22 protein-coding genes and 1 pseudogene are annotated in these 22,009 nt (G+C 62.8%); 9 read left to right on the plus strand and 14 right to left on the minus strand.

Annotated elements, in window-relative coordinates; translation table 11 throughout:
• Positions 1-158: 158 nt before the first annotated feature.
• From NKJ40_RS18985 to NKJ40_RS18995, 3 genes are all read right to left on the minus strand, one after another.
• Positions 159-758: a transglutaminase-like cysteine peptidase gene (locus tag NKJ40_RS18985; protein WP_352467350.1), complete on the minus strand. Its 600-nt coding sequence runs from the start codon at positions 756-758 to the stop codon at positions 159-161.
• A gap of 540 nt (positions 759-1,298) precedes the next feature.
• Positions 1,299-1,910 (minus strand): PilZ domain-containing protein, encoded by a 612-nt coding sequence (locus NKJ40_RS18990; protein ID WP_352467331.1) that lies wholly within the window; start codon positions 1,908-1,910, stop codon positions 1,299-1,301.
• A gap of 117 nt (positions 1,911-2,027) precedes the next feature.
• Positions 2,028-2,666 (minus strand): PAS domain-containing protein, encoded by a 639-nt coding sequence (locus NKJ40_RS18995; protein WP_352467332.1) that lies wholly within the window; start codon positions 2,664-2,666, stop codon positions 2,028-2,030.
• Between the two features lie 391 nt (positions 2,667-3,057).
• Between NKJ40_RS18995 and NKJ40_RS19000 the strand changes: the two genes are divergently transcribed.
• From NKJ40_RS19000 to NKJ40_RS19015, 4 genes are all read left to right on the plus strand, one after another.
• A complete protein-coding gene (locus NKJ40_RS19000; protein ID WP_352467333.1) occupies positions 3,058-3,825 on the plus strand; it encodes a rhomboid family intramembrane serine protease in 768 nt (255 codons plus the stop codon).
• 101 nt (positions 3,826-3,926) lie between these two features.
• Positions 3,927-4,358 (plus strand): CBS domain-containing protein, encoded by a 432-nt coding sequence (locus tag NKJ40_RS19005; protein ID WP_023717464.1) that lies wholly within the window; start codon positions 3,927-3,929, stop codon positions 4,356-4,358.
• Between the two features lie 191 nt (positions 4,359-4,549).
• Positions 4,550-6,049 (plus strand): Asp-tRNA(Asn)/Glu-tRNA(Gln) amidotransferase subunit GatB, encoded by a 1,500-nt coding sequence (gene gatB, locus NKJ40_RS19010; protein ID WP_352467334.1) that lies wholly within the window; start codon positions 4,550-4,552, stop codon positions 6,047-6,049.
• Position 6,050: 1 nt separating this feature from the next.
• A complete protein-coding gene (locus NKJ40_RS19015) occupies positions 6,051-6,539 on the plus strand; it encodes a GNAT family N-acetyltransferase (protein ID WP_352467335.1) in 489 nt (162 codons plus the stop codon).
• Between the two features lie 16 nt (positions 6,540-6,555).
• On the opposite strand, the gene NKJ40_RS19020 is transcribed toward NKJ40_RS19015, so the two are convergent.
• The 4 genes from NKJ40_RS19020 to NKJ40_RS19035 form a co-directional block, all read right to left on the minus strand.
• Positions 6,556-6,897: a hypothetical protein gene (locus NKJ40_RS19020; RefSeq protein WP_352467336.1), complete on the minus strand. Its 342-nt coding sequence runs from the start codon at positions 6,895-6,897 to the stop codon at positions 6,556-6,558.
• A gap of 151 nt (positions 6,898-7,048) precedes the next feature.
• The gene (locus NKJ40_RS19025; protein WP_352467337.1) at positions 7,049-8,260 is read right to left on the minus strand and encodes a hypothetical protein; all 1,212 of its coding nucleotides are present in this window, start codon (positions 8,258-8,260) and stop codon (positions 7,049-7,051) included.
• A gap of 543 nt (positions 8,261-8,803) precedes the next feature.
• Complete coding sequence (locus NKJ40_RS19030; protein ID WP_352467338.1) at positions 8,804-10,204, minus strand: ArnT family glycosyltransferase; 1,401 nt, start codon at positions 10,202-10,204, stop codon at positions 8,804-8,806.
• Between the two features lie 206 nt (positions 10,205-10,410).
• Positions 10,411-11,571: a helix-turn-helix transcriptional regulator gene (locus NKJ40_RS19035; RefSeq protein ID WP_352467339.1), complete on the minus strand. Its 1,161-nt coding sequence runs from the start codon at positions 11,569-11,571 to the stop codon at positions 10,411-10,413.
• 258 nt (positions 11,572-11,829) lie between these two features.
• Between NKJ40_RS19035 and NKJ40_RS19040 the strand changes: the two genes are divergently transcribed.
• The 3 genes from NKJ40_RS19040 (at position 11,830) to NKJ40_RS19050 (ending at position 13,324) form a co-directional block, all read left to right on the plus strand.
• Positions 11,830-12,228: an NADH:ubiquinone oxidoreductase subunit NDUFA12 gene (locus tag NKJ40_RS19040; protein ID WP_023674818.1), complete on the plus strand. Its 399-nt coding sequence runs from the start codon at positions 11,830-11,832 to the stop codon at positions 12,226-12,228.
• A 155-nt stretch (positions 12,229-12,383) separates the two neighbouring features.
• The gene (locus NKJ40_RS19045) at positions 12,384-12,866 is read left to right on the plus strand and encodes a DUF2155 domain-containing protein (RefSeq protein WP_352467340.1); all 483 of its coding nucleotides are present in this window, start codon (positions 12,384-12,386) and stop codon (positions 12,864-12,866) included.
• Positions 12,867-12,955: 89 nt separating this feature from the next.
• Positions 12,956-13,324: a hypothetical protein gene (locus tag NKJ40_RS19050; RefSeq protein WP_352467351.1), complete on the plus strand. Its 369-nt coding sequence runs from the start codon at positions 12,956-12,958 to the stop codon at positions 13,322-13,324.
• 113 nt (positions 13,325-13,437) lie between these two features.
• Here NKJ40_RS19050 and aat read toward each other — a convergent pair whose 3' ends face one another.
• The 6 genes from aat to NKJ40_RS19080 all read right to left on the minus strand — a co-directional run bounded on the left by aat (position 13,438) and on the right by NKJ40_RS19080 (position 18,788).
• Entirely contained in the window at positions 13,438-14,055 is a 618-nt protein-coding gene (gene aat / locus NKJ40_RS19055) for a leucyl/phenylalanyl-tRNA--protein transferase (RefSeq protein WP_292662502.1), read from the minus strand.
• Positions 14,056-14,070: 15 nt separating this feature from the next.
• Positions 14,071-15,414, minus strand: coding sequence for an acetyl-CoA carboxylase biotin carboxylase subunit (accC, locus tag NKJ40_RS19060; protein WP_352467341.1), 1,344 nt, complete (start codon positions 15,412-15,414; stop codon positions 14,071-14,073).
• A 19-nt stretch (positions 15,415-15,433) separates the two neighbouring features.
• Positions 15,434-15,892 carry an acetyl-CoA carboxylase biotin carboxyl carrier protein gene (accB, locus tag NKJ40_RS19065; RefSeq protein WP_292662508.1) on the minus strand — a complete coding sequence of 153 codons (459 nt, stop codon included), beginning with the start codon at positions 15,890-15,892 and terminating at the stop codon, positions 15,434-15,436.
• 26 nt (positions 15,893-15,918) lie between these two features.
• Positions 15,919-16,353 carry a type II 3-dehydroquinate dehydratase gene (gene aroQ, locus NKJ40_RS19070; RefSeq protein WP_031211260.1) on the minus strand — a complete coding sequence of 145 codons (435 nt, stop codon included), beginning with the start codon at positions 16,351-16,353 and terminating at the stop codon, positions 15,919-15,921.
• A 163-nt stretch (positions 16,354-16,516) separates the two neighbouring features.
• Positions 16,517-17,320 carry a DsbA family protein gene (locus tag NKJ40_RS19075; protein ID WP_352467342.1) on the minus strand — a complete coding sequence of 268 codons (804 nt, stop codon included), beginning with the start codon at positions 17,318-17,320 and terminating at the stop codon, positions 16,517-16,519.
• 70 nt (positions 17,321-17,390) lie between these two features.
• The gene (locus NKJ40_RS19080; protein ID WP_352467343.1) at positions 17,391-18,788 is read right to left on the minus strand and encodes a M48 family metalloprotease; all 1,398 of its coding nucleotides are present in this window, start codon (positions 18,786-18,788) and stop codon (positions 17,391-17,393) included.
• 145 nt (positions 18,789-18,933) lie between these two features.
• Between NKJ40_RS19080 and NKJ40_RS19085 the strand changes: the two genes are divergently transcribed.
• Positions 18,934-20,082 (plus strand): pyridoxal phosphate-dependent aminotransferase, encoded by a 1,149-nt coding sequence (locus tag NKJ40_RS19085; protein WP_352467344.1) that lies wholly within the window; start codon positions 18,934-18,936, stop codon positions 20,080-20,082.
• A gap of 11 nt (positions 20,083-20,093) precedes the next feature.
• A complete protein-coding gene (locus NKJ40_RS19090; protein WP_352467345.1) occupies positions 20,094-21,077 on the plus strand; it encodes a glutaminase in 984 nt (327 codons plus the stop codon).
• A 96-nt stretch (positions 21,078-21,173) separates the two neighbouring features.
• Here the strand turns inward: NKJ40_RS19090 and NKJ40_RS19095 are convergent.
• A pseudogene (locus tag NKJ40_RS19095) lies at positions 21,174-22,009 on the minus strand (hypothetical protein); the annotation flags it as partial.

The following is a 22,009-nucleotide window of genomic DNA, read 5'->3' on the forward strand; positions in this document are numbered from 1 at the left end:
CGTTTCAGAGGCGTCGCGGCGATGTTGCGCCGTCTTGCAATTAGCGCCAACCGCTTGCTTGGAAATGGTGGAGCCGGCCCGGGGACGGGGCCGGCTCCTTAAACCCGGTCGTTGGGGACGGGGAGGGTGGGGACTCGACCGGGTTTTGCGTCGCGTCCTTAGCGGACGCTGGCGACCGCGTCGGAGCGGCCGTCGTTGATCGTCACCCAGGCGCCGGAATTCCGCTCGGACTGGCGCTTCAGGTAGGTGTAGCCGGTATTGGTCCAGGACAGCACCTTGGGCTGGAGGTTGTCGAGGATGAACTCGCCAAGGCTGGTGCGCACGGTCAGCACCGCATGGCCGTCGCCATTGCGTTGGCGCACCACCGTCATCAGCAGATCGCCGGCCGGCACGCCGATGCTCATCAGCTCGCGGCGCTTTTCCAGCGCATAGTCCTCGCAGTCGCCGAAGCCGCTATTGGGAAAGGACCAGACTTCCTCCTTGCCCCACATTTCCATGTCGGTGCGCGGCGCGACCTTGCTGTTGACCGCATTGTTGATCTTGACGATCGTCGCCCACAGTTTGCGGGTGAGCTCGACCGGTGCGCGGCCAGGCGTCCTCTGATTGCATTCCCGCGGAAGCTGCTGACACAATTCGTAGTGACCGACCGGCTGTGTGGTGCGGCCGCCGGTGTGCATGAAGGCCGGCTCCGCCGCGTTTGCAGTCCCCCAGCCGAAAAGCTGCATCGCTATTGCCGCCAGCAACAGCTTGCCCCTCATCCTGTTCATTATTCAGTCTCCCCGTTTGAGGAGACAATGACAGGGCTGGATTTATTTGACGCAAAAGCGCGAAGTAGACATTAAGTAAAACGCCAATAGAATAAGCATAAAATTTGATGCAATTGAGTATAGAATTGTTAATTGGGTGCGACCTCCGCGCGGATCGACAAGTGACCGACTGCAACGGCGCGGCAATCGCTTCAGGCTTGTGCTCCTCTTGCGCCCCGCGGTTCGCTGGTGGTTGGCGAAAGTCGAAGCGGCATCCAATCTCCCCCCTTGCGGGGGAGATGTCCGGCAGGACAGAGGGGGGTGGGAAGGATCGCCAACTATCGACTGTATCCATCCCAACCGGAAGCAGCTTGAGGACGCGGTAAAAATTCGTTGACAGGTCGGAGGGACAGCACCCCCCTCTGCCCTGCCGGGCATCTCCCCCGCAAGGGGGGAGATCGACAGTTTCGCCGACGGCGCCTGCTGCGGTATCACCCCATCATTGGTTGACGCGATTTGCCTTCAAAAAACGGACCGTTTCGTTTTTGGCTGTCAGGACGAGCTGAGTTCGGTGTCGAGTGTTTCGGGCCGCTGGATGACGGCGAACTCGATGGCGACGCCATCTTCGAAATGGCGCACCACCTGGCCGCGCATGGTGCCCAGCGTCACCTGGACGCCGATGGCCGGCTTGACGTCGATCTCGATCGCCGCGCCAGACAGCGACAGGTCGATGATGCGGCACTGGTACTGCCGTCCGTCGGCAAGCTGCAGCACGCTCGTCGGGTTGCGTGGCGCCACGCGCTCATGGCGGCGGTCTTCCGGCAGGTCGAGCTCGTGCTTGTTGGCAAGCCAGGTCAGTTGCGCGGCGAGCTTGTCCCTCTTGCGGTCCGACGCGATGACGGTCATCGCAAAGCCATCCTGCAGGGTGCGGGTGATGACGCCTTCGATGCGGCCGATGTGATCGATATAGGCAATGACCTTTTCGCCAGCCAGGCCGGCGCGCTCGGTGCGCAGCGCAACGTTGCCGGGCGACATGTCGACCACCTGGCAGGGATGTTCGGTGCGGTCTTCCAGCATGAAGCGTCCGTAAATCTTCACGCGGACACGCTGAAAGTTACGCCTTTCAGCTTGGGACGGCGCATGGTCGACCGCCGCTGACCTCATCACTGCCATACCCCGTTCGGCATTCCGCGCATGGATGCGGGGAATTTCAGCGGAAAACTACAACAAAGCAGGTTAACAAAGGGGAAAGCCCGGCGCTGTTGCTTTAAGCTTTGGGCATCATTCCTCGCGTCCGCCGTCGAAGACGACCAGGTGACGGATGCGGCGGGCCTGGCCGAGCGCCGAAATCGTCTCGGGCGGGTCGAATTCCGACGGCGCGAGCGAGGGAACCTCTATCGCCGGCCGGTTCTTCAGGAACATCGGCTCCTTGTCGGGATCGACGACACGGATCGAATCGATCAACGCGTCGAGAACCGGGTCGGCGCCCAGCCAGAAAGGCTTTTCGACGGCGCTTATCACGCCGAGGCAGCGCGGGCTCTCGACTCCGCCGTCGAGCGGCAGCGCGAGCAGCTCGAACCTGTTGGAGCGACCATTGCGGCTGAAACCCTCATAGGTAATGAGGGCCACCGATTTCAGGTCAAAGACGCCGTCGGTCAGCTTCGAGATCAGCCGCTGGTCCTTCTCGCGCCACAGCGAAGGGAATGAAAACCCCTTGAGTTCGCGGCCATAGACCGCGCAGAGCCTGGTGCCGGCCAGCCGGAACACCGCTTCGCCGCGCGTGTCCTTTTCCAGGATGAACGTGTCGGCCAGCAGCGACTTGATATCGGCCGGTTCGACTTCCGAGCGCTTCGGGGCAGGGCGTCCGTCACGCAACCGGTTCCAATAATGGAACAGCGTGATCGATCCGGTCTGGTTCATGCTAATGCTGCTCCGCGCATTCTGTCTTCTGATGTCCCATCGGTGAACAGAAGGGCGCCCTCCGAAGACCTACATGCGTTGCGGAGCAGGATGCGTGCCAGCATCGTTAATACTTGTTCACGGGTCGGGGCGGTTAAGGTTAACAACTGGTTTACGTTGCGCGCCTGCCAGGCCTGTGGCACACCAAAACCACTCCAGAAGCGGTTGTTTTGCGACGATCGGCAGCACTTCAGTCAAGAATTCGGGGGAGCAAGGGGGCTCGACCAGCCGTTCAAGGGAAACCTTGGACGGCTTCTTTTTTGATTCGGGGCTGCTGATTCGCCGTTTGTGATTCGGTTGGCCGTGATCTACATGCTCGCGAAGTCCAATCCAGCGACTGAGTGCAAGCCATATGAGCGACCCAGAAAGCCCACCGGAGATCGAGCAGGGCCAGGGTGGGCCAGTCGCCCGCGAACCGGAGCGCCGCGAACCGGTGTTCAACCTGCCGCCCGTCGTGCTGGCGGTGATCGGCATCTGCGTCGTCGTCTTTCTGATGCAGCAGTATGTGCTTAGCCAAGACCAGCAGCTGACACTATTGTACGATGGGGCCTTCATTCCTGTTCTCTACACTGGCCAATACGGCTTCGACTGGTTCCTGTTTTCTCGGCCCTTTACCTATGCCTTCCTGCATGGCGGCTTTGCCCATCTTGCCATCAACATGGTGTGGCTCGCGGCCTTCGGCTCACCGCTGGCCAACCGCTTCGGCGCGCTGCGCTTCGGCCTGTTCTTCGCCGCGACCGGATTGGCGGCGGTGGCATTGTTCTGGGCCATGCATCCGCTTGGCGAGGCGCCGCTGGTCGGCGCCTCCGGCGCAATTTCCGGCATGATGGGCGCGGCGGCACGCTACGGCTTCCGGATCGACCGCTCGTCGGGCAAGGCCGCCTTCGCCGGCCAGCCTTTGCCGATGGCGGCAGTGCTGCGCTCGCGCGGCGTCGTCACCTTTCTCGCCATGTGGATGGTGATCAACCTCGCGACCGGCCTCTTCGGCCTGGCGCCCGGCATTGACGGCCAGATCGCCTGGGAAGCCCATATTGGCGGCTTTCTTGCCGGCTTCTTCGGCCTGCGGTTTTTTGATCGGCAAGGGCAGGTGCCCCGGCAGGCGGACGAGCCGGAGACCTGAGACCTCCGCACTTGAAAAGCAACCGATCGCGGCGCACCATGTTCATCCCAGGGAAAGCCGGCCAGGGCAGGAGCCGGCAAGGAAATGCAGAGGAGGACGCCATGACTGTTAAGGCAATTCTCGAGGCAAAAGGCCACGACGTGGTGACGCTCGGGCCGAACGAAAAGCTCAGCGAAGCCATCCGCATGCTTTCCGAACACAGGATCGGCGCGCTGGTCATCACCAACGGCGACCACAAGATCGTCGGCATTCTTTCCGAGCGCGATGTGGTGCGGGTTCTCGCCAAAGAGGGGGCGGCGGCGCTCGACCTTGCCATCCGCTCGGCGATGACGCCCAAGGTGAAGATCTGCAATGAGAACCACACCGTCAACGAGGTCATGGAGATCATGACCAAGGGGCGCTTTCGCCATCTGCCGGTGGAAAAGAACGGGCTGCTCGACGGCATCGTGTCGATCGGCGACGTGGTCAAGCGGCGCATCGAGGATGTCGAGCGCGAGGCCGAGGAGATCAGGGCCTATATCGCCACGGCGTGAGGCGACGGCGGCCGGGTTGCCGGCCATTGAATCTTTTCAAGCCGCTATAGCAGTCCATCCCGGCAGGTGCGGGCCTGTGCCGCGTCGGCGCCTGCGGCTTTGCGCTTGTCTCTTTTGGCGGTTTGCACTAGCGAAGTTGCACATCGAAATATGCGTTCTCGCATATCCGCAATTTCAATATGCAGGCCCTTATGAGCATCATCGATACCCGCACGCCCGACGCCAAGCGCCTGGTTCCCGGCGCCACCGGCGACTGGGAGATCATCATCGGCCTCGAGGTCCATGCGCAGGTGACCTCACAGGCAAAGCTGTTTTCCGGCGCCTCGACCATTTTCGGCGCCGCGCCCAATGCCAATGTCAGCCTGGTCGACGCGGCGATGCCCGGCATGCTGCCGGTCATCAACGAAGAATGCGTCAAGCAGGCGATCCGTACCGGGCTGGGCCTGAAGGCTGAGATCAATTTCAAATCGGTCTTCGACAGGAAAAACTATTTCTATCCTGATCTGCCGCAGGGCTACCAGATCTCGCAGTTCAAGCAGCCGATCGTCGGCGAGGGCAAGGTGATCGTCTCGGTCGGCCCGGACCGGCAGGGCGAGTTCGAGGACATCGAGGTCGGCATCGAGCGCCTGCACCTTGAGCAGGATGCCGGCAAGTCGATGCACGACCAGCATGCGACGATGTCCTATGTCGATCTCAACCGCTCCGGCGTGGCGCTGATGGAGATCGTCTCCAAGCCGGATATGCGCTCCGCCGATGAAGCCAAGGCCTATGTCACCAAGCTGCGCACGATCGTGCGCTATCTCGGCACGTGCGACGGCAATATGGACGAAGGCTCGTTGCGCGCCGACGTCAACGTCTCGGTACGCCGGCCCGGCGGTGAATTCGGCACGCGCTGCGAGATCAAGAACGTCAACTCGATCCGTTTCATCGGCCAGGCCATCGACTATGAGGCGCGCCGCCAGATTGCCATCCTCGAGGACGGCGGCAGGATCGAACAGGAAACGCGGCTGTTCGACCCCAACAAGGGCGAGACGCGCTCGATGCGCTCCAAGGAAGAAGCGCACGACTATCGCTATTTCCCCGATCCCGATCTTCTGCCGCTTGAATTCGACCAGGCCTATGTCGACGCGCTGGCAAAGGACCTGCCGGAACTTCCGGACGCCAAGAAGGCGCGGCTGATCACCTCGCTCGGCCTGTCGACCTACGATGCCTCGATCCTGGTTTCGGAAAAGGCGATTGCCGATTATTTCGAGAAGGTGGCGGCCGGGCGCGACGGCAAGCTCGCCGCCAACTGGGTCATCAACGACCTCCTGGGGGCCTTGAACAAGGCCGGCAAAGATATTGAAAACGCTCCTGTTTCGCCAGACCAGCTTGGCGCGGTCATCGACCTGATCAAGGAAGGCACCATCTCTGGCAAGATCGCCAAGGATCTGTTCGAGATCGTCTGGAACGAGGGCGGCGATCCGCGCCAGCTGGTCGAAAGCCGCGGCATGAAGCAGGTCACCGATACCGGCGCCATCGAAAAGGCGGTCGACGAGGTGATCGCAGCCAACCCGGACAAGGTCGAGCAGGCGCGCGCCAAGCCGACCATGGCCGGCTGGTTCGTCGGCCAGGTGATGAAGGCGACCGGCGGCAAGGCCAATCCGCAGGCGGTCAACGAGCTGGTCAAGGCCAGGCTCGGGATCGAGTAGGATGTTCGTCCGTACCGCCAGCGAGCGCGATCTTGCGGCGGTGCGCGCATTGCTGATCGAGACCTGGCATGCCACCTATGACGCCATCTACGGCGCGGCGCGGGTCACCGAAATCACCGATGAATGGCATTCGATTGCCGCACTCAAAGCACGGCTGACGCGGCCGAACTCGGAGTTCCTGCTCGCCGACGACGGCAAGAGTATCGGCGGCATGGCCTTCGCCGCCGCCACCACGGATCCCGGGATCGTCATGCTGAACCAGCTTTACGTGCATCCGGCCCGGCAGAGGCAAGGCATCGGCCAGGCGCTGCTGGACGAGATCGAGGCCAGCTTTCCGGAGGCCCGGACGCTGCGCGTCGAGGTCGAGGAATTAAATGCTCCGGCCATCGCCTTTTACCGCGCGAAAGGGTTCTTGCCCGCCGGCAACACGGCCGATTGCGGCGGCGCCTCAGGCCTCCCGGCGCTGGTTTTGGAGAAGGCGATCGGCTAGCTCGTTCGCCTGACGCTCAGTTGCGTTTCTCAGGCAGGTTGGAGCAGCCGGCAGCGAGAAACTCGCACGGCAGGCTGCCGCCGCCACCCGACGTGTGCGGGGGCGTGGCGGCTTCGATTTTTTCCACCTCGTAATATTTCGAGGTGACGCCCCATTTTTTGACGCCCTGGCACGTCGAGCGCACGCCAACCTCCGTCGCCTTTGCCGCAGTCTTGAAATAGGTGGTGATCCTGCAGGATTGGCTTACCGGCAGCGCGTTCGCCGGGCTCGTGACCGGCGGCAGGAAGTTCGGGAAGGCAAGCAGCGAGATTGCCGCAATGATCCGGGCGGCGGGCATGGTGTGGGTAAGGTGCAGCATCGCTTGTCTCCATCGATGGCGCCGCTCGCTCATGGCGCAGCGGCGCGTTTGTTCCCGCAAGATCAGGCCATGATGCCGGCGCTTCCGCATCTGCCGCGCGGGGGACGGCGGCCGCGGTCTGAACCGCCGCCGTCATCCGCGAGCGGCCGCGTCAGGGCGTTTTCGGCTTGATGAGCGTCTTTATCGGAACGGCGACTTTTGGTGGCCGGACCGTACTGGCCCCACCGTCGACGGCCAGCCCGCCGCTGTTGAGATAGCGCACCGTATAGTGCAGCTCATAGCCCGGAACTCTGATCCATGTAGGCTTGTGATTGAACTGGTCCGGAGGCCTCGAATACCACTTCGGGATCTGCATGATCTTGGAACCGGCACCGAATCCCGCATTCTTGGCCGCTACTGCGAAGGCGCTGTCTCTGGGGTCGTTCGGCGGCTGATCGACATTGCCGATGACGACCAGCGAATCGTATTTTCGCGCGTCGAGCCGTACTGCGGGAAGGTTCAGCGCAGCCACGTCGCCTTCGCGCATCGTCAGCGCCTTCTGAAGGCCGTCCTCATTGGCGTAGACGTTGAGGTTTATGGCCTCGGATTCCGCATAGACGACATTGTTGTGGAAGTCGCGGGCTGACAGGCGCGTGAGGCTGTCGAAGGTCACTTCAACCGTCGGCTTGGCGATGGCGTCCGTCACCACCAGGTTGCGCCGTGGCACCGTCCAGAAGATGAGATCATCGTCGGTGGCCTGCGTGCCGGCATCGGAACCGTCTATGGCCGAGCATTTCGAATTCGGAACCGGCGTCGTCACCGGCAGCGGTGCCGAAAACGAGCTGCGTACCTGGGCGTCGATGTAATTGCCGACGTTGAAAACGTCTTCGAGGATGTTGCCGCCCTCGAAGCTCGCCGGGCCGGGTTGCGAGCGGATGATGACCTGGCTGGAATCGGTCTGCCAGCCGCTGCAGAAAACGTTGACGTCTATGGGAATGCCGATGTGGCGGTCGGAGGTCACCGGGATCGAGACTTTGATGGTCAGGATGTAAGGAACTTTGACAAACCAGCTGTTCGGCTGGTTCAGCATCTGCGTCGCAAAGCGCGACGGCCGCCATTGCTTCAGCGATTCGATCGATGCGCGCGATGATCGTCCCTGGGCGGCCAGCTGTGCGTTGGTGGCGTCGACCTTGGCCTGCGCCAGGTTGCGGACGGTGTTGGTGATCAGGAACACGCCGAGTTCAGCTTTGCAGGGCCTGTTCGATTGTGTGGGGTTGCATGGGGCAAGTGCCGCACTGGGAACCGGCGGCCCCGAAGGCGGCGGCTGGGCGGCCGCGGTGGCCGCCATCAGGCAGAAGAACAGCATCGTGCAGGTTTTCAACATGGTATCCTCGCTCTGTCGTTGGAAACCACCCTCCGGCTAGACAGCAGCATTTCTTCGATGGCGGTTCATCGCCCGCACGGGGGATGAACCGCGAAACATCGGGCGGGCCCAGCGACGTTGAGCCGCCGCCGTCCTTTCGGATTGGATGGCTACTGCTTCACGACGCCTTTGGTTGTCGCCTTCGGCGCGACGACCTTCGACTTGGGGGTTTTCGGGCCTGGGTCGACTACCAATGCGGCCGTGCAGGAGCATTTGCCCGAACCGCAGTTCAGATCGCCCTTGCACATTTTGGAATGCCGCATGTCGGTGCAGTCGGCGGTCCCGGAGCAGGAGCAACTGCCTTGCCCAATCGTTCCGGACTGACATTTGAAGCTCCATGCCGGATCGGCGGCAAGGCCGGCCACAGCGAGCGATAAGACAAAAAGCGTCGTTGAGATAAGCTTGCGCATGAATACCTCCCGGTTCTATCGAAGGATGGAACCACGAAGCAGCAACGCCTTCATCTCCCGCGCGGGGGACGAACTCGCATACCGGTGACGATCGTCAATGCTGTCCCTTCAGCACGACGAGATACCCGCGTTCGACGCGAAGCCGGAACGCGACTTGCCCTGCAGTCCCGGGATCCTTGGAAACCTTGTCGATGACATAGCCGCTGGGATGCGAGCCAAGCCATTCTTCCGGTTTGTCGGTGCTTTCGAATGGCCTTTGCAACCGGGCCAGGAAGCCGACTTCGCCTTGATAATCGAAAGCCACGGCCCAGTCCGCATCCTTTCGCTCGTCGATGAAGTTGGCGAGCGGCGTCAGGTCATAGCGTTTGAACGCGGTTGCCGATGCCACCGCGTGGCCGATGCCGAAAATGACAAGCATGACGACGGCCGAGCTCTTCAGCCTGGCGAGCGGGATCTCCGCCATGAAATAGCCGAACAGGATGACCACGAACGGCAACATCGGCACGACATAGTGGGGCTGCTTGCCGGATATCGCGCTGAACACCAGAAACACCGCAACGAACGAGAACGACAGCAGGCGCAAGGCGCGCAGATCCGGCGACTTCGTCTCGATCAGGCTGCGTATCCGCGCGCGCAGCTTCAACCGCCACACCTCGGGTATGAAGATCCAGGGTATGAACATGACCGGCAGCAGCAGCAGATAGAAATAGAACGGCCGGCCATGCGAATTACGCAAATTGCCGGTGACGCGCCCCGCCGACTGGTTCCAGACGAGATCATAGACGAAATTGCCTTTTGTCAGGATCGTCGCCGGCACCAGCCAGATCGCCACCGGAATCAGCGCGGCGAGCACTGCCAGGCCCACTCCAGCGAGGAAGTTCGGTGTCGCCAGGCCCGCCCGCCGGTCGCGCCAGAACGGGTAGAACAGGATGGGCGCGCCGATATGGATCAGCACCACCGGGCCTTTCGTCAGCACGCCCATGCCGATGAACAGCCCGGCCAGAACGGCCTGCCAGCGGTTGCCGCTGCGGGCAAAGGCAATCAACGACAACAGCGCGGCGAGCACAAAGACCGTCAGCAACAGGTCGAACAGGATCAGCGTCGAATAGATGACGAACACGCTGCTTCCGGCGACCAGCCAGGGGATGCGCCGCGCGATGTCGTCGCGGCCCGGAAACAGGGTCTTTGCCAACGCCGTCGTCAGCCAGATGACGAGCGACGAGGCGGCGAAGATGACCAACATCGCCGCCGGCCGGCTGGCGCCGAAAACGGTCCAGACAAGGTCGATAAGCCAAAACAGCAGCGGCGGCTTCTGCAGATAGGGCGCGAAATTCATCGTCGGGACGAAGATCTGTCCGCTCAGATACATTTCCCAGGTGACGCTGAGATATCGCGTTTCGTCGACGGGCAGCAGTGGCCGGAAAGCGACCGCGATTACGATCAACCCAAGCAAAAAGAGGTAGGGGAGCAGCCGCTCGGTAGATGTCGGTGTCAAAGATCGAGATCCGCGCCAGAAACCATTTTCATTCCAGCCGAGCATAGTGCCGCGTTTCTGGACCGCGAACGACCGCACCATGATTTTGGCCGAATTGCAACGATGCCGGTTTCGTTTCGCAGATTTTGCGGACGATGGTCTTAAAGGCTTGGAAAACTGACCGGCCGAGTCTTTTGGACCGCTGCCGGTCCGGGGAACCTGCGCAATTAACTGGAGCGCAACGGCGGCGACAATTCGCGCATCAAGAGTTCGAGCTCACGTTGATCGCCGGTACCGGTCTTGTCGAAGATCGTCGCCAGCTGCGACTTGACGGTGCCGTCCGAGACGCCGCCGGCCGCGGCGATTTCCTTTCGCGTCAGGCCGGCGGCAACGTGACCGGCGACGCGCCTTTCTGCCGCGGTCAGTCCGAACAGCGCCGCAATGGCGTCCAGCGCCGGGATCGGTGCCGAACCGGCCGCAGCGATGAAGATTGCTGCGGCGGCGCGCTGCGAGATGCGCGCCGAGATTTCACGCCGCGCCAGCGGCATTACATGGGCCACCGCCGGAACGGCCGTCCTGGCCAGAGGAATGTTGATGCCGCAAGGTCCGAGTGCGAATTCGTCGCGCGTGCCGAGCTGGACGGCACGGCCGATTGCGGCGTTGGCGTTGGCATAGGTGAATGAAAGCTGGCCGCGCACGCAAGCAACCGAAATGTTTTCGGCGAGCAGCGCTTCGGCTGACGGGTTGGCGAAGATGATGGTCATGTCTTCGGCGACGATCAGCACCGGATGGTCGAGGCTTTCGATGATGGAGCGGAAGATTTCGGCCTTGCGCCGCTCGGCTTCGAACAGGTCGCCGATGGTCACCGCGCGCCGCACATGCGGCGCCAGCAGGCAGACAAGCTCGAGATCCTCGCGGGAAATCTGGCGCCTGTCCTTGTCGGTCACCACCATTAGCGTGCCGATCCGGGTCGGCCGCTTCATCAACGCCACCCAGAAGAAATCGTCCAGGCGGTTGGGTTGCACCCATTCGCGCACGATGCGGCTTTCGAGCCATCTCTGTCGCGTATCCGGGCCTTGCAGGGCGTAGATCGAATCGACAGTGAACGGCACGTCGATCTCCATCTTGGGAACCGCCGCATAGAACGGCACTTGCGAGCCGTAGTCATGCTTCAACGGCTCAAGAACTGCGGGATCGCCGCAGGACACCGAAAACCGCGCGGAACTGCTGATCGTGTCGATGACGGCGAGCATGGCAAGCTGGCCTTCAGCCAGGCTGCAGATGGCCTCGAGTGTCGCCTGCCAGCGGTCGACGTCGGCAATCGAATCGTAGATCGCCTCAACGACCTGCGGCAATGCGCGACCGGCCGTGCCCGCCAGCGATGACATGAGCCCCTCTCATTTGCCGTCCTTGAGGCAACGAAGCATCAACTCCTAGAATAACGCTGCGTAAGGTCGCCAACAACCCATTTCATCTGCTTCGGGCGGACGCGAAAATCGCATGAACGTTTCGCTTTCCCGCCAGCCATTTGCTCGCCGGTTGCGGCAAGACCCTTGCCTTCGCAATGCCGTGACGCCATAAGCAGGAACAGGCGCCGCCGCAGCCGCCGCGAGGACTTGCTACAAGGACTTGCCACGAGGATTTGGATGAAAACTTTCCTTCTGCAGTTTTTCACCTGGTGGAATAGCCAGACATTGGGAACGCGCTTCCACACCTGGCGGCATGGCAAGAAGGTCGGGCAGGACGAGGTCGGCAACGTCTACTATGAGGGCGGCGTCGATTCGGAAGGCCGCACCCGCCGCTGGGTCATCTACCGCGACTATTCGGAAGCCTCGGCGATTCCGCCCGGCTGGCATGGCTGGATCCATCACCGTGTTGACGTTGCGCCGCCAAGCGAAGACTACAAGCCACGCGACTGGCAAAAGCCGCATGTGCCGAACCTCACCGGCAGCCCCGCAGCCTATCGGCCGAAAGGCTCGGTGCTGACCAACCAGCATCGTCCGCAGGTGACGGGCGACTACGACGCCTGGACGCCTGGTTCGTGATCGATCGGCGCGACACGCGCGCGGTCCTCACGGGCGCGGTCCCACGGGGGCGGTCCTTTGTCGCCACAATTGCTGTTTAGCTGTTTGCTGATCCGACAGCAGCAACTAGCCTTGGCGTTAAGAGAATCACCCGGGCGCAAACCACCGGACCTTGCATGAGCATGTTCAGCCGAATTTTGACGGGCGGATTAACCGCGGTCGTTCTCGCTTCTATGGTGGCGCTTGCTGCTGCGCAGGAATTGGCGCCGCCTGCGCCGGACGCATCGGTGGCGCCTGCAGCACCCGCAGTATCTGAGCGCATCACCAATCCCGTCGCTGAATTCGCCGGCATCGACAAGATCACCGGCCGTATCATCACCTTCGATGTCTATATCGACGAGACGGTGCAGTTCGGCGCTTTGCAGGTGACGCCGCGCATCTGCTATTCGCGGCCGGAGAACGAAGAGCCGAAGACGGATTCGTTCGTCGAGGTCGACGAGATCACGCTCGACCGGAAAATACGCCGTATCTTCACCGGCTGGATGTTTGCCGAAAGCCCCGGGATCAACGCCGTCGAGCATGCCGTCTATGACATCTGGCTGAAGGGCTGCAAGCAGAAGTCCGACGTGCCGGCACCCACTGCCCCCAAAACCAACTAGAATCTGTCAGCGCGGCGGCGGATACCGCGCCTTGCGGAACCGCCGTGTTGCCCGAGCGTTGGTGCCTCTCTACGGTGGAGGTTGCCATGATGATGGCCAACAAGAACGAACTTCTCGACATCGAAAGGGGATTCTGGAGCGGCGGTGCCGACTATTTCAAGGCCAATGCCGATACCGAATGCCTGGTGGCCTTCCCGCAAATGGCGCGGGTGATGAGCAATACCGATCTGGCCGCAACTGCGACGGACCCGAACCGCTGGCGCGATCTCGACATCGACCTCAAAGGCATCATCGAGCCTGGCAGCGACATCGTTATGCTGACCTACGAGGCGCGTGCGACGCGGCAAGATGGCGAAGCCTATGCGGCGCTGGTCAGCACCGGCTATGTCCACCGCGTCAATGGCTGGAAAATGATGTTCCACGCACAGACGCCGCTGGTGACGGCATCAAAAGGCTGACCTGCCGCTAGAGCAATTCCAGGAAAAGTGTGAACGGTTTTCCGTCCGGAATTGCGTCAAAACAAAGAGATGGACCGGTTCGGCGTTTCTGTGAAACGATGAACCGTTCTAAGTCACGGAAAAAACACGGCCTCGCCCTTCAGCGCCTCGGCCAGCATCTTCTCATATTTGCCGCGCGGCACGTCGATCGCGCCGAAGCGTTTGAGATGCTCGGTGGTGAACTGCGTATCAAGCAGTGCAAAGCCGCGCGCCTTCAAACGTTCGACGAGGTGGACCAGGCAGGCCTTTGACGCGTCGGTCTCCCTGGCGAACATGCTCTCGCCGAAGAACACGCGGCCGAGCGATACGCCGTAGAGGCCGCCGACCAACCGGTCGTCGTGCCAGGCCTCGACCGAATGGCAATGGCCCATCCGATGCAGCTCGATATAGGCTTCGCGGATCGGTGCGTTGATCCAGGTCGACCGCCGTTCCTCGCGCCTTTCGGCGCAGGCCTCGATCGTCGCCTCGAAGTCGAAATCGATGCGGAACTCGAACAGGTTCTTGCGGATCGTCTTTCTCAGGCTTTTCGGTATGTGGAACCCGTCGAGCGGAATGATGCCGCGCGTCTCCGGCCGCACCCAGAACACTTCGGGGTCATTGGCGCTTTCGGCCATCGGGAAGACGCCGGAGGCATAGGCTTTGAGCAAAAGGTCGGTCGGGATGCGATAACCGGGTGCGTAGGGACGGGTCATCGCTTCGCCCCTGTATCACTCGCCTTCGGCCAGGTATTTTTCCAGCCAGTGGATGTCGTAGTCGCCATTGGCGATGTCGGCGTTGCCGACGAGGTCGCGAAACAGCGGCAGCGTCGTCTTGATGCCGTCGACGACGAATTCGTCGAGCGCGCGCCGCAGCCGCATCATGCACTCGACGCGGTTGCGGCCGTGCACGATCAGCTTGCCGATCAGGCTGTCGTAGTAGGGCGGGATCTTGTAGCCGGAATAGACGCCGGAATCGACGCGGATGCCGAGGCCGCCCGGCGTGTGGAAGTGGGTGATGGTGCCCGGCGAAGGGGTGAAGGTGCGCGGATCCTCGGCATTGATGCGGCATTCGATGGCATGGCCGAGGAAGCGGATATCTTCCTGGCGCACCGAAAGCCCGCCGCCCGAGGCGACGCGGATCTGCTCGTGCACGAGATCGATGCCGGTGATCGCCTCGGTCACCGGATGTTCGACCTGGAGGCGCGTGTTCATCTCGATGAAATAGAACTCGCCGTCCTCATAGAGGAATTCGATCGTGCCGGCGCCGGAATAGCCGAGATCGGCGATCGCCCTGGCGCAGACGCCGCCAATATGCGCGCGCTCCTCGGCATTGAGAGCCGGCGAGGGCGCTTCTTCCCAGACCTTCTGGTGGCGGCGCTGCAGCGAGCAGTCGCGCTCGCCGAAATGCACGCCGCGCCCGGCACCGTCGCCGAACACCTGCACTTCGATATGGCGCGGCTTCTGCAGATATTTCTCGATATAGACGGCGTCGTCGCCGAAGGCGGCACCCGCCTCCGAGCGTGCCGTCTGCAGCGCCACCTCGAGGTCGGCCTCGCTACGCGCCACTTTCATGCCGCGCCCGCCGCCGCCGGCCGACGCCTTGATGATCACGGGGTAGCCGATCGCGGCGGCAATGCGCTTGGCTTCCTTGTCCTCGGTGACCGCGCCGTCGGAGCCGGGCACCACGGGGATGCCGAGGCGTTTTGCGGTGCGCTTGGCCTCGATCTTGTCACCCATGATGCGGATATGGTCGCCGGTCGGGCCGATGAAGGTGATGTTGTGCGCGGCGAGGATGTCGGCGAACTTGGCGTTCTCCGACAGAAATCCGTAGCCGGGATGCACCGCGTCGGCGCCGGTGATCTCGCAGGCGGCGACGATCTGGTGGATATTGAGATAGCTGTCGCGCGACGGCGGCGGGCCGATGCAGACGCTCTCGTCGGCGAGACGCACATGCATGGCGTCGGCGTCGGCGGTCGAATGCACCACCACCGTCTGGATGCCGAGCTCCTTGCAGGCGCGCAGCACCCTGAGGGCGATTTCGCCGCGATTGGCGATGAGGATTTTCTGGAACATCTTTCGCCTGTTCCCGGCTCTACTCGATCACGACGAGCGGCATGCCATATTCGACCGGCTGCGCATCTTCAAACAGGATCGCCGTCACCGTGCCGGCGCGCGGCGAGGGGATCTGGTTCATCGTCTTCATTGCTTCGATGATCAGCAGCGTCTGGCCTTCCTTGACCTTCTGGCCGATTTCGATGAACGGCCTGGCGTCGGGCGACGGTGCCAGATAGGCGGTGCCGACCATTGGCGAGGCGACGGCGTTCTTCGACACGTCGGGCGTCGCCGGGGCGGCCGCTGCCGCAGGCTGCGCGGCTGCCGGCGCATAGGCCGGCTGGGCTGCGGCGACCGCATGGACGGCCGGCGCCTGCCGCGAGACGCGCACCTTCAGATCGCCCAGCTCGACCTCGATCTCGGTCAGGTTGGTGTCGTTCAGTATGCCCGCCAGATCGCGGATCAGCTGCTGGTCAACACCGTTCTTCTTTATCGACATTTTCGAGCCTTCTGTTTGTTGGCCGGTCATAGGCGTGCAGCCAGCGCCTGCAGCGCCAGCGTGTAGCCGAGCGGCCCGAACCCGCAGATCATGCCGACGGCGACCGGCGCGACCATGGAGACGTGGCGGAATGGTTCCCGCGCGTGGATGTTGGAGAGATGCACCTCAGCGACCGGCAGCGGCGCGACAGCGCGGATGGCATCGTGAATGGCGATCGAGGTATGGCCGTAGGCGCCCGGATTGATGACGATTGCGGCGGCCTTGTCGGCGGCCTCCTGGATCCAGTCGACGAGGTCGCCCTCATGGTTCGACTGGCGGAAATCGATCTCCAGCCCAAGTGCGGCACCCGCCTGCTTGCAGTCGTCGGCGATCGCGGCAAGCGTCTTGCCGCCATAGATGCCCGGCTCGCGCTTGCCGAGCGCGTTGAGATTGGGGCCGTTCAGGACGAAAACCGTTTTCAAAAAATGCCGACCTTTCCCGGCGCGGCTAAGCCGGCGCGCCGGACCCTCTATAATGGGCATAGACGCTGGCGAAAAGAGCGCAAGTGCGTTCTTTCGCCGTCCACAACAGCCGGAAAACGGTCCGTGCCGGAAACCCGCAGCCTAATCGAAACCCGAACGCTAATCAGAGCGCGGCCTTCGCCGCCTCGATCTTTTCGGCCAGCACTTCCTGGCCAAGCGCGCCGAACACCACCTCGTTGCCGACGACATAGGATGGGGTTCCGGTGATGGCGAGCTTGGTGGCGAGGTCATAGGTCTTGGAGAAGGCCTCGGTGATGCTTGGATCCTTCATCTTTTCGCGCAGCGCCGCCTCGTCGGCGCCGAGCGACAGCGCCACCTTGATTGCCGCCGCCTCGGTGGCGCGCCCCTGGCCGCCGAGCAGCGCGTTGTGGAACTCGCCGTACTTCTCCGGCTTCATCAAATGGAAGGCCATCGAGACGACGCTCGCCTTCTGCGAATCCGGGCCGAGGATCGGGAACTCCTTGAGCACGAAACGCAGGTCCGGGTCGGCTTTGGTCAGCGCGCGCATGTCGTCGATGGCACGTTTGCAGTAGCCGCAATTGTAATCGTAGAACTCGACGATGGTAATCTTGCCGTTCGGGTTGCCGACAACACCGTCAAAGGAGGAATTGAAGATCTGGTCCTTGGCGTCTTTGATGACGCCGAGACTGGCGACGCGCTGTTCTTCCTTCTGCTTGGCCTCGAGTGCCTGCTGGGCCTCCAGAAGCACTTCCGGGTTCTTCAGCAGATAGTCGCGGACGATGCCTTCGACTTCGGTTCGGTCGAGCTTGGTTTCCGAGGATGCCATCTGGGCAAGCTGCGCCGTGCCGGCCTTCGCCGTCTGCGGATTGCCGGCGACGAAGCCGAACGCCAGCATGGCGAGGGCCGCTGCCACTCCGGTAGTGCCCAGCAGAATTGCCTTGGTCATGATCCTCGATCCTCTTGCCTGTGTTCGGGTCCGCTCGGTTTGGCTGTGTCGCAGCGTGCGTCCGAAAGGTTCACTTCTTCTTACCTGATGGTGCGTAGTTTATTATGTCCTGCGCGCGAAGCCAGCCCGGCTCGCCCCGCTTCATGCTCTGCTGCGCCCGCATGGCGAAGATTTTCGCATTCTTGTAGTCGCCGGAATAGAAATGCCCTTCGGCGGTTGCAAGCTCGGCGGCCGGGATGTTGCCGAGTTCCCCATAGGCCTGTGCCAGATAACGGTATCCGGCGGCGTTTTCGCGATCCCGTCCGAGGCCGGTGTTGATCTGCGCCACCGCCTTCTTCAGCGAATCCGCCGTGCCGATGGCCATCAGCGCCTGGCCGTAAGAGACCGGCAGCAGCCCGGATCGCGCCGGATCGAGGCTGACCGACTTGGCATAGGCGTCAGCAGCATCCTTCGGCCTGTTCGCCTTCATCAGGATGTCGCCGCGCAATTCCTGGAAATAGGGATTTTTCGGCTGTTCCTTGATCAACGCGTTGGTTTTGGTGAGCGCCGAGGCCAGATTGCCGAAAAGATAGGTCATCTGCGCGTCGCCATAGCGCGAGGCGAGGCTGCCAGGGTTCTTTCGCATCAATCGCGCCGCCGCTGCCTGTCCTTGCATATAGGCGGCGATCTTGATGCGCATCATGTCGTGGCGCTGCTGCAGTGCCGGCGGGTCGACCTTGTCAAGGTAAGGGCTCTGCTTCACCAGCACTTCGAGATTGGCGATACGCTCCTGCGGCATCGGATGGCTGATCCTGTAGGGATCGACTTGGGCGCCCGAGAGCGACAATGCGTTCTGGAAACGGCCGAACGTCTTCAGCATGCCCATGCCGGACTGGCCGGTAGCATTGAGATAAGTGATTGCCGAGCGGTCGGCGGTCATCTCTTCGGTGCGCTGATAGGCGAGGATACTGCGTTGCGCCATCTCGCCGCCGCCGGCCATCACGCCCATGCCGGCCCCGGCGAGGCCGCGGCTGTTGCTGGTGGCGCCGGCCACCATGGCGCCGGCGCCCAACAACGTCGCCAGGATCGCCATCGTCTTGGCGCGCTCGAGCTGTTCGCGCAATTTTTGCTGGTGCCCGCCGGCGATATGGCCGGCCTCGTGGGCGATGACGCCGATGATCTCGTTGGGCGTTTCGGCCGTCATCAGCGCGCCGGTGTTGATGAACAGGCGGCGGCCGGCAACAAAGGCGTTGAAGCTCTGATCGTTGACCAGCACGATGTTGATGGCGTCGCCCGACAAGCCCGCCGCCTTGAAGATCGGCCGCGCGTAATCGCGTACCAGCGCCTCGATCTCGGCATCGCGCACCACCGGCACATTCTGCGCGAACGCGTTGACCGAGCCGGCGATGGCGACCACCGCGGCAAGCGAAAGAGTCGCGAGGGCGCGCGCTGTCCTGGCGATCGTCGACGATTTGGGTCGGCTCAACATGGCAGGTCCACTGGTAGACGAGTGGGCGAAGGATGAAAAGTCGGCAGCCTAAACTTACCGAACTTGTGATCCCCACACCAATCGGGCATTTGTGCGGCGCGGCCAGCATGGCCGGCACGTGCGGACAAGTGTGGTGGATTGAAAAATGGTTGTTTCGCTTTCGCGCCGCGGCGCGGTCGAACCGTTCCATGCCATGGACATCCTGGCCGAGGCGAATCGGCTGAAGGCCAAGGGCCTGCCGGTCGTTTCCATGGCCGTCGGCCAGCCTTCCGATCCGGCGCCGGCCGGCGTTCGCGAAGCGGCGACGATCGCCTTGAAAGCAGGCCGCATCGGCTATACCGACGCGCTGGGCCTCGTCGGCCTGCGCAGGGCGATCGCGGCGCATTATGGCGAGCATTACGGGCTTGACGTTTCGCCCGAGCGGATAGCCGTCACCACCGGATCGTCGGCTGCCTTCAACCTCGCTTTCCTGGCAATGTTCGATCCAGGCGACCGCGTCGCCATCGCTGCGCCCGGCTATCCTGCCTATCGCAACATCATGGCCGCGCTCGGCATCGACATCGCCGAGATCGAGCTCGACGGCGCCGCCTATCTCCATGCCGAGCACCTGCAAGCCGCGCATCGCGAAAAACCTCTGAAGGGCGTGCTGTTCGCCAGCCCGGCCAACCCGACCGGCGCAGTCATTCCCGCCGGCGATCTCGAGGCGCTGGTCAAGACGGCGCAAGATCTCGGCATCGCCGTCATCTCGGACGAAATCTACCACCGGCTGGCCTATGCGGCGCCCGACACGACCGCGCTTTCTTTCGGCGCGGATGCGACGGTGATCAATTCCTTCTCGAAATATTACTGCATGACCGGCTGGCGCATCGGCTGGATGGTGCTGCCGCAGGAACTGGTGCGGCCGGTCGAGCGCATCGCCCAGAGCCTCTACATCTCGTCCCCCGAACTGTCCCAGATTGCCGCGATCGAGGCGTTCAAGGCGACAGAAGAGCTGGAGGCGGTGAAGGCGCGCTATGCCTGGAACCGCGAGCTCTTGATGCAACGCCTGCCGGAACTCGGCTTTGCGCTTGCCGCGCCGATGGACGGCGCCTTTTACGCCTTTTGCGACGTTACCAGGCACACCAACGACAGCATGGCGTTTGCGCGCCGGATGTTGGCCGAGGCGCATGTGGCTGCGACTCCCGGCCGCGATTTCGACCCGCTGCAAGGCCATCGTACGATGCGCTTTTCCTACGCCGGCAGCCACGACGACATGGTCGAGGCGATGGCGCGGATCGAACGCTGGCTGAAGTAGCGGGGGCGACGATGTCGGAGCTTGAACAGGCGCCTCAATTCGAACAGGCGCCGCAACTTGAACGGGCGCTCCAGCTCGAACAGGCATTGCGCGAGGTCGCCGCCGAAATGGCGGGGCGTACCGATCGTGGCGACGTCGCCAGCTATATTCCCCAACTTGGCAAGATCGACCCGAAAAAATTCGGCATTGCCGCGGTGACCAATGACGGCCGCGTGCTGACCGCGGGCGACGCGGACGAGGCGTTTTCGATCCAGAGCATCTCAAAGGTGTTCACGCTGACGCTGGCGCTCGGCAATGTCGGCGACGCGCTGTGGCAGCGGGTCGGGCGCGAACCTTCGGGCAACCCGTTCAACTCGATCGTCCAGCTCGAGCACGAGAACGGCATTCCGCGCAATCCGTTTATCAATGCCGGCGCCATCGTCGTCTCAGACATCCTGCTCGCCGGCCATCAGCCGCGCGAGGCGATCGGCGAGATCCTGCGCTTCATCCAGTTCCTGGCCGATGACGACACGATCATCATCGACCGCGAGGTGGCGGCGTCCGAACGCGCCACCGGCTTTCGCAATTTCGCGCTTGCCAATTACATGAAAGCATTCGGCAATCTCAATCACGCGCCGGAACTGGCGCTGGGCGTTTACTTCCACCATTGCGCGATCGCCATGAGCTGCCGGCAACTGGCCCTGGCCGGGCGCTTCCTCGCCAATGGCGGCAAGAACCCGGCGACCGGGCATTCCGTCGTGTCGGCCGAGCGCGCCCGCCGCATCGGTGCGATGATGCTGACCTGCGGCCATTATGACGGCTCCGGCGACTTCGCTTTCCGCGTCGGCATTCCCGGCAAGAGCGGCGTCGGCGGTGGCATATTGGGGATCGTGCCGGGCGTCGCCTCGCTTGCCGTCTGGTCGCCTGGCCTCAATGCCAACGGCAATTCCAGGCTGGGCTCGATCGCGCTGGAAAAACTGGCGAAGACGATGAACTGGTCGATCTTCGCGCCATAGTGTTGTCGCCTGGAATTGGGGCAAAAAAGCCCCGCGCAACCGATCGGCAGCGCGGGACTTTTTTGATCAGAAAGTCTGGCTAATGCACGGAAAGGCTTAGAAAAAACCCTTCCGTTGCCACCAGCCGGCACGCTTCGGCTTGTCCTCGGCCTTTGCTTCCTCGGTCTTTGCCTCGTCGGGGACGATCGAGGAGACGACCGGCACGACCGGAGCATCCACCGGTACGGGCTTGCGCCGCGACGGCCGGACCTTCGGCGTTTCCTCGGCAGCCGCCACTTCAGTCTCCTGCGAAACCGGCGCAGCGGTCTCGCCGGAAGCCACCGATGCCGCCTCGGCAGCCGATGTCTCGGCGCCCGCAATCTCGGCAACTGCTTCCGCCGCAACCTTCTTCGGCTTGGCGGCACGGCGCGGCTTCTTTGGCTTTTCGGCGCTCGGCATGTCGTCGTTCGCCGGAGCAAGCACCGCAAGCTCTTCGGCCGGCGGCGCACCTTCCGGCTCGCCGGTCACGGGCTCTGCTTCCGACACGGCACCTTCTGTCATGACGGCTGGCTCGCCGGCGCTGGCTTCGACGCTGTCCTCGCCGTCTTCACGCCGATTGCGTTTGCCGCCGCGCTTGCCGCGCCGGCGCTTCTTGCCGTGACCGTCGTCCGCCGCTTCCGCCGTTTCGGCAACACCGGCCGGCGCTTCATGGTCCGCTTCGGCGGCTTGGTCGCCCGCGGCTACGAAGGCGTCGTCTGTCGGCGCCGAAACGGAAGCACCTTCCACAGCAGCGCCATGCTCGCGGTCCCCATGTTCGCGGTCCCCATGCTCGCGGTCCCCATGCTCGCGGTCCCCATGTTCGCGGTCCCCATGTGCGCGGTCCCCGTGCTCGCGTTCCCCGTGTTGACGCTCCTTGCCCCCGCGCCGTCTGCGGCGCTTGGGGCGCTTGCGGT

Origin of the sequence: Mesorhizobium sp. M0119, from assembly GCF_040322615.1 — a bacterium.
Lineage (GTDB): Bacteria > Pseudomonadota > Alphaproteobacteria > Rhizobiales > Rhizobiaceae > Mesorhizobium.